The following is a 14,382-nucleotide window of genomic DNA, read 5'->3' on the forward strand; positions in this document are numbered from 1 at the left end:
CGTGATGGTGGAGCAGGCGGGTGCCTGGCGCCGTTTTAGTGTTCGTCAGCCAGCGCGAGCTGGATGTAGACCGTGGTGAGGAGTGCGAAGACGTAGGCCTGGAGCACGGCGACCAGAACCTCGAAGAGGGTGAAGACGAAGCCGAAGGCCAGGGTTCCCACACCGAACAGACCGTAGAAGATGCTGGTCTGGGTGGCGGTGAAGAGGAAGAACTGGGTGGCCGAGAAGAACAGCACGAGCAGCAGGTGGCCGACGAGCATGTTCATCAGGAGTCGCAGCGTGAGCGTGACCGGCCGCAGGATGAAGGTGGAGAAGAACTCGATCGGCGTCACGATGATGTAGAGCACCTTGGGCACTCCGGGCGGGAACAGCGCGTTCTTGAAGAACGCCCCCGGGTGCTTCTTGATGCCGGCGTACATGAAGGCGAGCCAGGCCACGACCGCGAGCACCAGCGGCATGCCGATGATCGCGTTCGAGGAGATGTTCATGAACGGGATGATGCCCGTGAGGTTCGCGAACAGCACCACGAAGAAGATGGTCGTGATCAGCGGGAGGAACCGCCGGCCGTCCTTCTTGCCGAGCAGGTCTTCCGCGATGTTCACGCGGGCGAAGTCCAGGCCCATCTCGACGACGCTCTGGAAGCGGCCGGGGACGACTCGCATCCGCCGCGTCCCGATCCAGAAGATCAGGATGATGGCCAGCATCGCGATGAAGCGGATGAGGATGATCCGATTGATTTCGAACGGCGTGCCAGCGAAGAAAATGGCGTCCGGGAAGAACTCCTCGATCGACGGACCGTGGAAACCACCATCGTCGGAGGTTGCCATTGGGGCTAGCAGGTTCACAGCGTTAGCTATCAGCGCTATCTCCTGTTTCGGGGCGTGGAACTTTTCGGGTTCTCGCGACGACGAACGGGTGGGGGGTTTGCTGCCTCAGAATGCCATCAACATCGTACGTTGTATACATTGCAGGACTGCGGAACGAACGTCATAACCCTATCAAGACTTAGGGCTTCCTGACTAATCGGAGTACGCTCAGCGATCGCCCGGCAGACGCACATCCGAGGCGTAGGGCATCCGGGTGCGGGCGACCACGACGACATCGACGACGAGCGTGCCGAGCACGGCCACCACGATGCTGAGGAAGAGCACGATGTCGTTCACCCAGGGCTGTCCGCGCAGCAGCACGACGAGCACGATGAACAGCAGGAACTTCACGATCCACGAACCGAGGACGATCACGAAGAACAGGGTCGTATACAAAGGCGACGCGACGAAGCGGTTCGCCACGAGGATGCTCGCGGCCGTGATCCCCGCGAAGACGAGCACCATCACGGTGCCGATGAGAGCGCTCACCGCCCCCGTCCAGCCGTCGACCACGAAGCCGATGATGCCGCCGACGATGGCGATCACGACCGCCAGCAGCACGTCGTACTTCAGGATGGTCGCGAAGACCGGGCTCGACGAGGGTGTCGGGTAGTTCCCACGGATGCGGGGCTCGGCGGCGGGCTGCGCCTCGGGGTTGCGGTCTGCGTCGGGGGCGCTGTCGGCTTCGCTCACGGGGTTCTACTGCTCCTTGATTTCGTCGGCGGCCGCATCGAGCGGGTCGTCGGCGGCTTTGACTTCGGCTTCGAGGGTACCGGCATCGGCGGTCTGGGCCGCGATCTCGCGGCGCTTCGCGCGCCCGAGCGGGGCCAGGGTGACGGCGGCGCAGACGATGATGCCGAGCCCGAGGAAGGGGAACGCGAGCCAGTACGGCTGCAGCACGAACAGCAGCAGGCAGCCCACCGAGATGACCGTGGTCCAGGCGTAGAAGATCAGCACGGCGTGCAGGTGGCTGTGCCCCATGTCGAGCAGACGGTGGTGCAGGTGCTTGCGGTCGGCGCTGAACGGGCTCTTGCCGGCGCGGAGCCGGCGGAACACGGCCAATCCGAAGTCCAGCAGCGGGATCACCAGGATGGCGAAGGGCAGCAGGATCGGCAGGAACGCGGGGAACAGCTGCGAACGACCGAGCTGGGCCGGGTCGACCTGGCCGGTCACGGCGATGGCGCTCGTGGCCATCAGCAGCCCCACCAGCAGGGCGCCCGCGTCGCCCATGAAGAGCTTCGCGGGGTGGAAGTTCAGCGGCAGGAAGCCCGCGCAGGCGCCGATCAGCACGGCGGTGATCAGCGAGGCCAGGTTGAAGTAGTCGGTGGGCGAGGTGTCTTGCGCCAGCAGATAGCTGTAGATGAAGAACACCCCGTTGGCGATCAGGGCGACACCGGCCACCAGGCCGTCCAGGCCGTCGATGAAGTTGATGGCGTTCATCACGAGCACCACCGTGAGGATGGTGATCACGAGCGACATGCCGCTCGACCCGATGGTGAGGCCGCCGATCGGCAGCGAGACGATCTGCACGCCCTGCCAGGCCAGCAGGAAGGCGGCGATGATCTGGCCGGCCAGTTTCGTGAGCCAGTCGAGATCCCAGATGTCGTCGGCCACGCCGATCAGCACGATGATCAGCGCCGCGCCCAGGATGGCCCAGACCTTGCCGGGTTCGGCGAACACCAGGCGGAACCAGCTGATCTGCGAGGCGACCGCGATGGCGATCACCACCCCGAAGAACATCGCGATGCCGCCCAGACGCGGCGTCGGACGGGTGTGCACGTCGCGCTCCCGGATCTTCGGGTAGAGCCGGTACTTGTGGCTGAGCTTGTAGATGACGAAGGTCAGGCCGAAGGTGACGACGGCGGAGACGAGCGCGACGAGGAGGTAGAACCGCATGCCTCAGGCGCCGGAATCCTGCAGGCGGTCGCCGAGCAGCTCACGCAGCGACTCGTCGCTCACGGCGCCGTGCCGCACGATCCGGAAGCGGCCGGTGACGAGCGTGGCGTCGAGGATCGTGGACGAACCCGTGGCCGAGCGCTCTCCCGCGTCGAGATAGACCTCGACGGCGTCACCGAGCATGTCGCGCGCGGCGGCGGCGTCGGTGGCGGCGGGCAGGCCGGTGAGGTTCGCGCTGGAGACGGCCAGCGGGCCGGTCTCGGCCAGGAGTTCCAGAGCGATCGGGTCGCTCGGCATCCGCAGGGCGACCGTGCCGTGCGTCTCCCCCAGGTCCCACATCAGCGACGGCGTGGCCTTCAGGATGAGGGTGAGCCCACCCGGCCAGAAGGCCTCGACGAGCGGACGCACCTCGTCGGGGATCTCGGTGGCGAGGGCCTCGAGCGTGGCGGTGGAGGGGATGAGCACCGGCGGAGGCGACTGGCGGGTGCGGCCCTTCGCGTCGAGCAGTCGCTGCACCGCCCTCGGCGAGAAGGCGTCGGCGGCGACACCGTAGACCGTGTCGGTGGGGAGGACGACGAGCTCGCCGCGGCCGAGCGCGGCCCGGGCGAGGCGCATTCCGGTGAGCAGCTCGGCCGGTGCGGAGCAGTCGTATAGGGCAGCCATCTCGCCCACCATGTTACCCGGCGCGACCTGCGGGATCGGCCGCGCCACTCCCCGGCGCCGTGCGGCTACCGGTTGACGCGGCCCCGGCCGAAGATCAGCCAGAGGATGGAGCCCAGGATCGAGAGGAAGAACGCCACCAGGATCCAGACGAACTTGCCCACTCCCCCGTGGTTGGGGTTCTTGACGATCGACACGACCGTGACGATGAAGACGATCAGGCCGACGATGCCGAATGTGAAGGAGACGGGTTCCATGCTCCGAGTGTATCGGGGGCCGCTGGGTAGGTCGGTGCGGCTTGTGCGGGCATCGGGTGGCTCGTGGCAGACAAAAAACGGGGGTGGAGGGTGCGAAGTCTCGGGCCGTACTCGTCGACCCAGGGTGAGGGGGTGGCCGACGGGTGCGACCGCAGGCCGCGCCCGGCGACCGCGCGCTCACATGTCGCGCTGCGCCGGGCAGGGACCGGCGCAGCCCGGGAGCGACGAGCGAAGCCCGGCGCCCCCGGCAGCTAACACAGCTAGCGGGTGGCGGTTGTTGCCCGGTCTCGCAGGGTCAGGTCGCGGTGGGTGGAGACGGCGCGCCAGCCGTCGGCCACCAGGAGGGCGCGCAGGTCGGGGCCCTGGAGGTCGCCGTGTTCGATGACGAGGGTGCCACCGGGGCGCAAGAGCCGCCGCGCCGTGGTTGACACCTGGTGGACGACGTCGAGGCCGTCTTCTCCGCCGTAGAGGGCGTGGGCGGGGTCGTGCAGGCGTACCTCGGGGTCGCGCGGGATGGCGCCGAGCGGGATGTACGGGGGGTTGGAGACCACGACGTCGACCGTGCCGTTCAGCTCGGGGAGAGCATCCGCGAGGTCGATGAAGACGAGGCGGGCGTTGTCGGCGGCGACCGCGCGGAAGTTCTGCTTGGCCCAGATGAAGGCGGCGGTCGAGTTCTCGACCGCGACGACCTGGGCGTGCGGGACCTCGGTGGCCAGCGACAGCGCGATGGCGCCGCTGCCGGTTCCGAGGTCGACGGCCAGCGGATGCGCATCCGGAGCCGGGACGACCGAGCGGAGCGCGTCGATTCCGAGGCCCGCCACGAACTCGGTCTCGGGGCGGGGCACGAAGACCCCGGGGCCGACCGCGAGTTCCAGCGAGCGGAACCAGGCCACACCGGTGATGTGCTGCAGCGGCTCGCGGGCGGCTCGGCGCTCGACCGCCTCGACGACCGCGAGGCTCTCCTCGACGCCGATCGGAGCATCCGTGACACTCAGCGACTGCACGCGGCCGCGCGAGGCGCCCAGCACGTGGGCGATCAGCAGCTCGGCGTCGACCTGGGGGTCGAGGATGCCGCTGGCGGCGAGGATGCCCGTCGAGCGCTCGAGCAGCGTGCGCACGGTGACGGGGCGGTGGGTGGTATCGGTCATGAGGGTCATACGGGACAGGTCAGGATTCGTTGCCCACCGCCGCGAGCCGGCTCTCCTCGTCGGCCGTGATGGCCGACTGGATGATCGGCTCGAGCGCGCCGTCCATCACCTGGTCGAGGTTGTAGGCCTTGTACCCGGTGCGGTGGTCGGCGATGCGGTTCTCGGGGAAGTTGTAGGTGCGGATGCGCTCGGAGCGGTCGACCGTGCGGATCTGGCTGCGCCGGGCGGCACTCGCCTCGGCGTCCAGTTCCTCCTGCTGCTTCGCCAGGATGCGGGCGCGCAGCACGCGCATGCCGGCCTCGCGGTTCTGCAGCTGGCTCTTCTCGTTCTGCATCGACACCACGATGCCCGTGGGCAGGTGGGTGATGCGCACCGCGGAGTCGGTGGTGTTGACCGACTGACCGCCGGGGCCGCTCGAGCGGAACACGTCGATCTTGAGATCGTTCGGGCTGATCTCGACCTCTTCGGGCTCGTCGACCTCGGGGAACACGAGCACGCCGGCGGCGGAGGTGTGGATGCGCCCCTGCGACTCGGTGGCGGGCACGCGCTGCACGCGGTGCACGCCGCCCTCGTACTTCAGGTGCGCCCAGACGCCCTCGGCGGGGTCGGTCGACTTGCCCTTGACCGCGATCTGCACGTCTTTGTAGCCGCCCAGGTCGCTGTCGGTGCGCTCGAGGAGCTCGGTCTTCCAGCCCTTGGACTCGGCGTAGTGCAGGTACATGCGCAGCAGATCGGCGGCGAAGAGCATGCTCTCGGCACCGCCCTCACCGGCCTTGATCTCCATGATCACGTCGCGGGCGTCATCCGGGTCGCGCGGAATCAGCAGACGGCGCAGCTTCTCCTCCGCCTCGGCCAGGCTCGCCTCCAGCGACGGCACCTCGGCGGCGAACGACTCGTCCTCGGTGGCCAGCTCGCGAGCGGCCTCGAGGTCTTCGACGTTCTGCACCCAGGCGGCGTGCGCGGCGACGATGCGGCTCAGCTCGGCATAGCGGCGGTTGACGCGCTTGGAGCGCGCCGGGTCGCTGTGCAACTCCGGATCGGAGAGCTGGCGCTGCAGGTCGTCGTGCTCGGCCTGCAGGGTGGCCACGGATTCGAACATCCCGCTTGCCTGGGACATCACTCGCCCTTGTGGCTGGTGTGCCCGTTGTGGCTCTTCTGCTCGGGCGCGGGCATCGACTTCTGCACCTGCATGAGGAACTCCACGTTCGAGGAGGTCTCCTTCAGGCGGCCGAGCACGATCTCGAGCGCCTGCTGCTGGTCGACGCCGGCGAGGGCGCGACGCAGCTTCCAGGTGATCTTGGTCTCGTCGACACCCATCAGCAGCTCTTCGCGGCGGGTGCTCGACGCGTTCACGTCGACCGCCGGGAAGATGCGCTTGTCGGCCAGCTGACGCGACAGGCGCAGCTCCGAGTTGCCGGTGCCCTTGAACTCCTCGAAGATCACCTCGTCCATCTTCGAGCCGGTCTCCACCAGGGCGGTGGCGAGGATCGTGAGCGATCCGCCGTTCTCGATGTTGCGGGCGGCCCCGAAGAAGCGCTTCGGCGGGTACAGCGCCGAGGCGTCGACACCACCGGAGAGGATGCGGCCCGAGGCCGGCGACGCCAGGTTGTAGGCGCGGCCGAGGCGGGTGATCGAGTCGAGCAGCACGACCACGTCGTGGCCGAGCTCCACCAGGCGCTTGGCGCGCTCGATGGCGAGCTCGGCGACCGTGGTGTGGTCTTCGGCGGGGCGGTCGAAGGTGCTCGCGATGACCTCGCCCTTGACGGTGCGCTGCATGTCGGTGACCTCTTCGGGCCGCTCGTCGACCAGCACGACCATGAGGTGCACCTCGGGGTTGTTGGTCGAGATCGCGTTGGCGATCTGCTGCAGCACGATGGTCTTGCCGGCCTTGGGCGGCGCGACGATGAGGCCGCGCTGGCCCTTGCCGATCGGGGCGACCAGGTCGATGATGCGCTGGGTCAGCTTGCCGGGCTCGGTCTCCAGGCGCAGGCGCTCCTGGGGGTAGAGCGGGGTGAGCTTGCCGAACTCCACGCGGTTCTGCGCCTCGTCGACGGGCAGGCCGTTGATCGACTCGATGCGCACGATGGCGTTGTACTTCTGGCGGCCGCTGGAGTCGCCCTCCCGCGGCTGACGGATGCTGCCGACCACCGCGTCGCCCTTGCGCAGGTTGTACTTCTTCACCTGGCCGAGCGAGACGTAGACGTCGCTGTTGCCCGGCAGGTAGCCGGAGGTGCGCACGAAGGCGTAGTTGTCGAGGATGTCGAGGATGCCGGCGACCGGGATCAGCACGTCGTCTTCGCTGATCTCGGGCTCGATCTCGTCGCCCCCGGTCTGACCGCGGCGCTTGCGGTCGCGGTAGCGGTTGCGCGCTCCGCGGTCGTTGCGGTCGTCGCCGTCCAGCTGCGGACCGCGATCCTGGTTCTGCTGGGCCTGGCTGCGCTGGGCCTCGGCGTCCTGCTTCTGGGCGTCGCGCTCGGCGGCCTGGCTGCGGCCGTTCTGCGCCCCGCGCTGGTTCTGGTTGCGGTCGGTCTGCTCGGAGCCGGCGGCGCCGTTCTGGGCGGGCGCGTTCTGGCCATTGCCGTTCTGGCCGTTACCGTTCTGGCCGTTACCGTTCTGGGCGGCACCGTTCTGGCCGCCGTTGTTCTGACCACTGTTGTTCTGGCCGTTGCCGTTCTCGGCGTTGTCGTTGTTGCCGCGACCACGACGGTTGCGGTTGCGCCCGCGGCCCTCACGGCGCTCGGACTGCTCGTTCTGGCCCTCGCCGGACGCGGCGTCGCCCTCGGCGGTGTCGGCTGCGGAGGCCGGAGCCGGGGCATCGGCCGCGGGCAGGATCGGCGCCTCGGTGGCGCCGTCGGTGTTCGCGTGGCCGGCCGCGGAGACGCGGTCGGTGGTGACCCGGCGCGAGGGGCGGCGCTTGGGCGAGACCGGGCCCTCGGGCAGCTCGATGACGATCTGCTCCTTGGGAGCGGAGGAGGTGGCGGGTGCCGGCAGCAGCAGCTCGTCGGGCACGATCGGCCCGTCGACCACGGGAGCGGGCGCGGGGGCCTCGTCGGCAGCGGGTGCCGCAGCGGCATCCGGAGCCTGCTCGGCGGCCGGAGCAGCCTCGGCCGGAGCGGCTGCGGCCGGAGTGGACTCCTCGATGGTGGGGGCGGCGGCCTCGGCCGCAGCGTCCACGGGGAACTCGAGGGTCACGGGCGAGCCGGCCGGGAGCTCGGTGGCCCCCTCCTGCACGAGGCGGATGGCCTCGACGAGCTCGCCCTTGCGGAGCTTGGAGGCGCCGGACATGCCGAGCGAGGCGGCGATCGCCTGGAGCTCGGATACCTTCAAGGTCGACAGGTCGGCGCGGGTGTTGACGTCAGTCACGGAAGTGGTGTCCTTCCCCTGTCGGCTATGACGAGCCAGGCAGAGAACTGACCGTGCGCCGGTACGCGAAGGCTGTGGAAATCGGGAGGATTCACACGAGGCCGTTCACAGGGCCACGGCAGGATGAGTTAAGAGGAATACGACCGGGACGGGATTCGAAGTTGTCTCGGGCCGCCTCGCACTCGATCTTCAGGGATCGGGATGCGCGGAACCTGAGGTCTACTTGACTTCGTCCGGGTGCAGCACCACTGTAGCACCTTTGAAGTCCACGGCCAGAACCAGGGACTGCCAGGGTGTCGCGGCCTTGGCCTCGACCAGCGCGGCCGCCTCCAGTCGCTGACCGGGATCGCTGCACAGCACCAGGATGCTCGGCCCGGCACCCGAGACGACGGCCGGGAAGCCCTCGGCCCGCAGCGCCTGGATCAGTCGATCCGTCTCGGGCATCGCACTCGCGCGGTAGCTCTGGTGCAGCTTGTCCTCCGTGGCCGCGAGCAGCAGCTCGGGGCTCTGGATGAGGGCGGCGATCAGCAGCGTCGACCGCGAGACGTTGAAGATGGCGTCGGCGTGCGGCACCGATTCCGGCTGCAGGCTGCGGGCCAGCGCCGTCGACATGGTCTCGTGCGGCACGAGCACGAGCGGCGAGACGCCGCGGTGCACGTTGAGCTTCTTGAACTGCGGGCCCTCGGGCGTGGTCCAGGCGATGGTGAGGCCGCCGAACAGCGCGGGAGCCACGTTGTCGGGGTGCCCCTCCAGCTCGGTGGCGCGGGCCAGAAGACCGAGCGGGTCGATGTCGACCACGCCGGTGAGCAGTCCCTTGGCCGCCATGACACCGGAGACGATCGCGGCACCCGAGGAGCCGAGGCCCCGGCCGTGCGGGATGACGTTGTTCGCCGTGAGGTGCAGCCCCGGCAGCTCCTGGCCGTAGGCCGCGAAGGTGTGCGCGATGGCCCGCACCACGAGGTTGGAGGAGTCGGTGGGCACCTCGCCCGCGCCGACGCCGTTCACGTCGACGAACGCGCCGGGCTCCTCGCGCACGGTGACGGTCAGCTCGTCGTAGAGCGCGAGCGAGAGACCGAGGGTGTCGAAACCGGGGCCGAGGTTCGCGGTGGTGGCCGGAACCCGCACCGTGACCGAACGGCCGAGCAGGGTCACGAGGCGTCGCCCTGCGCCGCCGTGGCGGGGGCTGCAGCCTGCAGGCCGAGCACACCGGCGATCTCGGCGGCGTCGACGGGAACGATCGTGGGGGTCACGTCGGAGCCGTCGGCGGTGCGCAGCGCCCACTGCGGGTCTTTGAGACCGTGGCCGGTGACCGTGAGGACCACGGTGGCGCCGGCCGGGATCGCGCCCGCCTCGGAGCGCTCGAGCAGGCCGGCGACGCTGATGGCGGACGCGGGCTCGACGAAGATGCCCACCTCGCCGGCGAGGATGCGGTACGCCTCGAGGATGTGGTCGTCGTCGATGGCGCCGAAGTAGCCGTCGGTGGCCTCGCGGGCGGCCAGGGCCAGCTCCCACGAGGCGGGGTTGCCGATCCGGATCGCGCTGGCGATGGTGTCGGGGTTCTTCACGACGTGGCCGAGCACGATCGGTGCCGAGCCGGCGGCCTGGAAGCCGAACATGCGGGGCAGCTTCGTGGTGACGCCGCGCTCGAGCTCTTCGGTGTAGCCGCGCGAGTACGCGGTGTAGTTGCCCGCGTTGCCGACCGGCAGCAGGTGGAAGTCGGGCGCATCCTGAAGCACCTCGACCACCTCGTAGGCGGCGGTCTTCTGGCCGGCGATGCGGTCGGGGTTGACCGAGTTCACCAGGTGCACGGGGTAGTTGGCCGAGAGCTCGCGCGCGAGGTCGAGGCAGTCGTCGAAGTTGCCCTGCACCTGGATCAGCTGAGCGTTGTGCGCGATGGCCTGGCTGAGCTTGCCCAGGGCGATCTTGCCCTCGGGCACCAGCACGGCGGCGGTGATGCCGGCGTGGGTGGCGTAGGCGGCGGCCGAGGCCGAGGTGTTGCCGGTGGAGGCGCAGATGACGGCCTTGGCGCCGTGCTCGACGGCCTTGGAGATGGCCATGGTCATGCCGCGGTCTTTGAAGGAGCCCGTGGGGTTCATGCCCTCGTACTTGACGAAGACCTTCGCCCCCGTGCGCGCGGAGAGCGCCGGTGCCGGGATGAGCGGCGTGCCGCCCTCGCCGAGGGTCACGACGGGAGTCGCATCGGTGATGCCGAGACGGTCGGCGTACTCGTGCAGCACGCCTCTCCACTGGCGGGACGGGATGCGGGGGGTGCTGTCGGCCACTAGGGCGTGTCTCCTTCAACTCGTAGGACCGATTCCACCCGCACGACGGCGTCGTGGGAGGAAACAGCCGCCACCGTCGCCGACAGGGCGGCGTCGCTGGCTTCGTGCGTGACAATGACAAGGGTAGCGGTGAGCGGCTCGGATGCCTGACCCGGCGCCCCGGCGACGGCCAGGGCCGAGGGCGTGGTCGGCTGCACCGTCTGCTGCAGTGCCTCGACCGAGACGCCGTGCTCGCTGAACACGCCGGCGATCTGGGCCAGCACACCGGGCTGGTCGGCCACGATCAGGGTGAGCTGGTAGCGGGTGCTGACCGCGCCGATGCCGAGGATCGGCAGGTTCGCGTGCGTGGACTCCCCCACACCCGGGCCGCCCGCGACGTGGCGGCGGGCCGCCGACACGAGGTCGCCGAGCACGGCCGAGGCCGTCTCCACGCCCCCCGCACCCGCGCCGTAGAACATGAGGTCTCCGGCGGCCTCGGCCTGCACGAACACGGCGTTCTTGGCGTCGTGCACGGCGGCCAGCGGATGCCGGCGGCTGATCAGGGCCGGATGCACGCGCGCCACGACCCCCTCCACGCCGGTCTCCGGATCGGTCAGCCGCTCGCAGATCGCGAGCAGCTTCACCACGTAGCCGGCCTTCTGGGCGGCGACGACCTGCGCGGCGGTGACCGAGGTCATCCCCTCGCGGTGCACCGACTCGACGGGCACGGCGGTGTGGAACGCGAGGCTCGCGAGGATGGCCGCCTTCTGCGCGGCGTCGTAGCCTTCCACGTCGGCGGTCGGATCGGCCTCCGCGTAGCCCAGCTCGGTGGCGATGGCCAGGGCGTTCTCGAAGGTGTCGCCCTCCACGTCCATCCGGTCGAGGATGAAGTTCGTGGTGCCGTTCACGATGCCCATCACGCGATTCACGCGGTCGCCGGCGAGGCTGTCGCGCAGCGGCCGGATGATCGGGATCGCCCCGCCGGCGGCGGCCTCGTAGTAGAGCTGCGCGCCCACCTGCTCGGCGGCGTCGAAGAGCTCCGGGCCGTGGGTGGCGAGCAGCGCCTTGTTGCCCGTCACGACATCCGCACCGGAGTTGATGGCCAGCAGGATGTACTCGCGGGCCGGCTCGATGCCGCCCATGAGCTCGATCACCACGTCGGCCGACTGGATGAGCGTCGCGGCATCCGTGGTGAGCAGGTGCCGGGGGATGCTGGTGTCGCGCGGGGCGTCCACGTCGCGCACGGCGACCCCGATCAGTTCGAGGCCGGCGCCCACACGGGCGGCTAGCTCGTCGCCGTGCTCCAGCAGCAGACGGGCGACCTGCGAGCCGACGGAGCCGGCACCGAGCAGCGCGATCCGGAGGTTGCGGTATTCGATCATGGCTTCACTGCCTTTGACGGGGTGGCGGGTAGGTAGGACGCGTCTCTCGACAGCAGGTCGTGCTCGGTCTCGCGCCGGATCAGCACGCGAGCCGCACCATCCGACACCGCGACGACCGCGGGACGCCCCAGGTAGTTGTAGTTGCTCGCCATCGACCAGCAGTACGCGCCGGTGGCCGGTACGCCCACGAGGTCGCCCGGCTGCACGTCGCCCGGCAGGTAGTCGGCGTAGACGACGATGTCGCCGCTCTCGCAGTGCTTGCCGGCGAGGCGCACGAGGGCCGGGTCGGCATCCGATTCCCGGCCAGCCAGGCGCACGGTGTAGTCGGCGCCGTAGAGGGCGGGGCGCAGGTTGTCGCTCATGCCGCCGTCGACGCTCACGTAGCGGCGCACCGCATCCGTGCCGTCACCGTGCCCCACCAGCACGTCTTTGACGGTGCCGACGGTGTAGAGGGTGACGCCGGCGTTGCCGATGATCACGCGGCCGGGCTCGAAGGCGAGACCCGGGACGGGGATGCCGAGACGGGCGCACTCCCCCGCGACCGCGGCGACGATGCCGGCGGCGAGCTCGGCGATCGGGGTCGGGTCGTCGGCCCCGGTGTAGGCGATGCCGTACCCGCCGCCGAGGTTGAGCTCGGGCACCTCGCCGCCCCGGCGCAGCTCGGCGTGCACGGCGAGCAGACGCGCAGCCGACTCGGCGAAGCCGGCGGCGCCGAAGATCTGCGAGCCGATGTGGCAGTGCAGGCCGCGGAAGCGGAGCGAGTCGTGCGAGCGGATCGCGGCGACGTACTCGGCGGCCTGCTCCAGGCGCACGCCGAACTTCTGGTCTTCGTGGGCGGTGGCCAGGAAGTCGTGCGTGTGCGCGTGCACACCGCTGTTCACCCGCAGGCGCACGCCCTGCACCACGCCGTGCCGGGCCGCGGCCTCCGCCACCCGCTCGATCTCGATCGCGCTGTCGATGACGATCGCGCCGACCCCGGCGGCGACCGCGCGGTCGATCTCGTCGAGCGACTTGTTGTTGCCGTGCAGCCCGATGTGCGCGGGATCGGCACCGGCCGCGAGGGCGACCGCGAGCTCGCCGCCGCTGCAGGCGTCGATCGAGAGCCCCTCCTGCACCATCCAGCGCGCGACCTCGATGCTGAGGAAGGCCTTGCCGGCGTAATAGACGGTGGCCGTCGTGCCGGCGTTCGCGGCCTCGGTCTGGAACGCCTCGCGCACCTCGCGGGCGCGGGAACGGGCATCCGCTTCGTCGACGACGTAGAGGGGGGTGCCGAAGCGCTCGGCGAGGTCCGGGGCGGAGAGGCCGCCGATCGCGATCTCCCCCTCGATGGTGCGGGCGGTGGAGCGCGGCCAGATGGCGGCCGGGAGTGCATTCGCGTCGGCCGGATGGTCGAGCCACTCGGGCGCGAGCGGGCTGGAGGTCATGGACGGATCCCTTTGCTGTGTCGTCGACCCTCGGCGGGTCTCGGGCGCGTGCCGCGGCGGCACAAGGGGCGAGCGGACCTGGCTTGGTCCCTGAAGCCGGCTCCGGGGGATGATCACCCGGACGTACCGACGATCTTAGCGGGCGACGGATGCCGCCTCCGTCATGTGACGGCCGGGCCGACCGGCCTAGCCGCAGGTGCCGAGGGTGCGCAGGCTCTCCTCGCCGAGCACGAACTGCTGCGCGCTCAGCTCCGCGGTGACCGTGCCGGGGGTGACCGTGAGGGTGTCGACGGAGGCGCCCTGCGGGAGGTATTGGGCGACGCAGACCGTGATGGGCGACTTCGCGACGCCCGGGAGCAGCTTCGAGAGGTCGAGCGAGGTGCTGCCCTGGGTCACCGCGATGCCGGTCGGCTCGATGGTGACGGTGTCACCGCCCGCCTGCACCGCGCCGGTGACGCGGAAGCCGATCGGCAGGCCGAAGACCGAGGCCTCGCCGTCGTAGGAGACGTCCCCGTCTCCGAGCTCCAGGGTGGCGCCGTCCGGAAGCTGGACGACGTCGTTCACGGCCGCCTGGTCGAGCGTGAGGGTGGCCTGGATGTCGCCGACCGGCTTCGCGAAGTCGGTGGGCACGCCGGTGGCCACGACGTGCGCCTCGACGGGCACGCCGTCGACCGTGAGGGACGGGGCATCCACCTTCACCTCGTCGAAGATCCCGGCGGCCAGCTGGGCCAGGAAGGAGAAACCGCCGATCTCGACGTCGACGTCGCCGTCGACCGCCTCCGGCAGCTGCTTCTGGATCTCGGCCTCCGCCTGACCCTGCGCGTACGCCCGGAACCCGATGTCGGCCACGACGACGAGCACCGCGAGCAGCACGACGACACCGATTAGCCACCACACCCAGCGCGTGCGGCGCTTCGGCGGTGCCTCGGACGCGGTGGGCGCACCCAGCGGCGCGTCGGGCAGCGGGACTGTGGGGTATTCGGCGGTCATGCGACCATCCTGGCATCCCGCCTCCGCACTCCCCCGGAACCCAGGAGGGGAACGTCCCATCGGCAGAGGTTTCGGTCAGCGGATGCAGAAATTCTGAGGAGCGACGCCGTATATGGGGTCACTCCCCCCCCCCCC

13 protein-coding genes are annotated in these 14,382 nt (G+C 69.9%); all 13 read right to left on the minus strand.

All coding sequences use genetic code 11. The features are described 5' to 3' along the window. Positions 1-35 precede the first annotated feature (35 nt). The 13 genes from atpB to ACN4JJ_RS16730 all read right to left on the minus strand — a co-directional run bounded on the left by atpB (position 36) and on the right by ACN4JJ_RS16730 (position 14,247). Entirely contained in the window at positions 36-827 is a 792-nt protein-coding gene (gene atpB, locus ACN4JJ_RS16670) for a F0F1 ATP synthase subunit A (RefSeq protein ID WP_440711018.1), read from the minus strand. A 207-nt stretch (positions 828-1,034) separates the two neighbouring features. Then, entirely contained in the window at positions 1,035-1,559 is a 525-nt protein-coding gene (locus ACN4JJ_RS16675; protein ID WP_440711019.1) for a Cg1360 family ATP-synthase-associated protein, read from the minus strand. 6 nt (positions 1,560-1,565) lie between these two features. Beyond that, complete coding sequence (locus ACN4JJ_RS16680; RefSeq protein WP_440711020.1) at positions 1,566-2,762, minus strand: MraY family glycosyltransferase; 1,197 nt, start codon at positions 2,760-2,762, stop codon at positions 1,566-1,568. A 3-nt stretch (positions 2,763-2,765) separates the two neighbouring features. Further along, complete coding sequence (locus tag ACN4JJ_RS16685; protein WP_440711021.1) at positions 2,766-3,425, minus strand: L-threonylcarbamoyladenylate synthase; 660 nt, start codon at positions 3,423-3,425, stop codon at positions 2,766-2,768. A gap of 65 nt (positions 3,426-3,490) precedes the next feature. After that, positions 3,491-3,679 (minus strand): PLDc N-terminal domain-containing protein, encoded by a 189-nt coding sequence (locus tag ACN4JJ_RS16690; protein ID WP_440711022.1) that lies wholly within the window; start codon positions 3,677-3,679, stop codon positions 3,491-3,493. A 260-nt stretch (positions 3,680-3,939) separates the two neighbouring features. After that, entirely contained in the window at positions 3,940-4,827 is an 888-nt protein-coding gene (gene prmC, locus ACN4JJ_RS16695; protein WP_440711023.1) for a peptide chain release factor N(5)-glutamine methyltransferase, read from the minus strand. A gap of 19 nt (positions 4,828-4,846) precedes the next feature. Continuing rightward, the gene (gene prfA, locus ACN4JJ_RS16700) at positions 4,847-5,926 is read right to left on the minus strand and encodes a peptide chain release factor 1 (RefSeq protein WP_440711024.1); all 1,080 of its coding nucleotides are present in this window, start codon (positions 5,924-5,926) and stop codon (positions 4,847-4,849) included. 17 nt (positions 5,927-5,943) lie between these two features. Then, complete coding sequence (rho, locus tag ACN4JJ_RS16705) at positions 5,944-8,190, minus strand: transcription termination factor Rho (RefSeq protein WP_440711025.1); 2,247 nt, start codon at positions 8,188-8,190, stop codon at positions 5,944-5,946. 219 nt (positions 8,191-8,409) lie between these two features. Further along, positions 8,410-9,342, minus strand: coding sequence for a homoserine kinase (gene thrB, locus ACN4JJ_RS16710; RefSeq protein ID WP_440711026.1), 933 nt, complete (start codon positions 9,340-9,342; stop codon positions 8,410-8,412). Further along, positions 9,339-10,472: a threonine synthase gene (gene thrC / locus ACN4JJ_RS16715; RefSeq protein WP_440711027.1), complete on the minus strand. Its 1,134-nt coding sequence runs from the start codon at positions 10,470-10,472 to the stop codon at positions 9,339-9,341. Before thrC ends, thrB begins: the two co-directional genes overlap by 4 nt. Beyond that, on the minus strand, positions 10,472-11,833 hold the full coding sequence (locus ACN4JJ_RS16720; RefSeq protein ID WP_440711028.1) for a homoserine dehydrogenase: 1,362 nt from the start codon (positions 11,831-11,833) through the stop codon (positions 10,472-10,474). The genes thrC and ACN4JJ_RS16720 overlap by 1 nt, the downstream gene beginning before the upstream one ends. Beyond that, positions 11,830-13,257 carry a diaminopimelate decarboxylase gene (gene lysA / locus ACN4JJ_RS16725; protein WP_440711029.1) on the minus strand — a complete coding sequence of 476 codons (1,428 nt, stop codon included), beginning with the start codon at positions 13,255-13,257 and terminating at the stop codon, positions 11,830-11,832. Before lysA ends, ACN4JJ_RS16720 begins: the two co-directional genes overlap by 4 nt. A 186-nt stretch (positions 13,258-13,443) precedes the next feature. Next, positions 13,444-14,247, minus strand: coding sequence for an LmeA family phospholipid-binding protein (locus ACN4JJ_RS16730; RefSeq protein WP_440711030.1), 804 nt, complete (start codon positions 14,245-14,247; stop codon positions 13,444-13,446). Positions 14,248-14,382: the final 135 nt, after the last annotated feature.

This window comes from Herbiconiux dendrobii, assembly GCF_052048175.1.
Lineage (GTDB): Bacteria > Actinomycetota > Actinomycetes > Actinomycetales > Microbacteriaceae > Herbiconiux.

Coding starts and splice junctions, on each gene's coding strand:
- atpB (WP_440711018.1), bottom strand. CDS start 827: ATGGCAACCTCCGACGATGGTGGTTTCCACGGTCCGTCGATCGAGGAG.
- ACN4JJ_RS16680 (WP_440711020.1), bottom strand. CDS start 2,762: ATGCGGTTCTACCTCCTCGTCGCGCTCGTCTCCGCCGTCGTCACCTTC.
- ACN4JJ_RS16685 (WP_440711021.1), bottom strand. CDS start 3,425: ATGGCTGCCCTATACGACTGCTCCGCACCGGCCGAGCTGCTCACCGGA.
- ACN4JJ_RS16690 (WP_440711022.1), bottom strand. CDS start 3,679: ATGGAACCCGTCTCCTTCACATTCGGCATCGTCGGCCTGATCGTCTTC.
- prmC (WP_440711023.1), bottom strand. CDS start 4,827: ATGACCGATACCACCCACCGCCCCGTCACCGTGCGCACGCTGCTCGAG.
- prfA (WP_440711024.1), bottom strand. CDS start 5,926: ATGTTCGAATCCGTGGCCACCCTGCAGGCCGAGCACGACGACCTGCAG.
- ACN4JJ_RS16720 (WP_440711028.1), bottom strand. CDS start 11,833: ATGATCGAATACCGCAACCTCCGGATCGCGCTGCTCGGTGCCGGCTCC.
- lysA (WP_440711029.1), bottom strand. CDS start 13,257: ATGACCTCCAGCCCGCTCGCGCCCGAGTGGCTCGACCATCCGGCCGAC.
- ACN4JJ_RS16730 (WP_440711030.1), bottom strand. CDS start 14,247: ATGACCGCCGAATACCCCACAGTCCCGCTGCCCGACGCGCCGCTGGGT.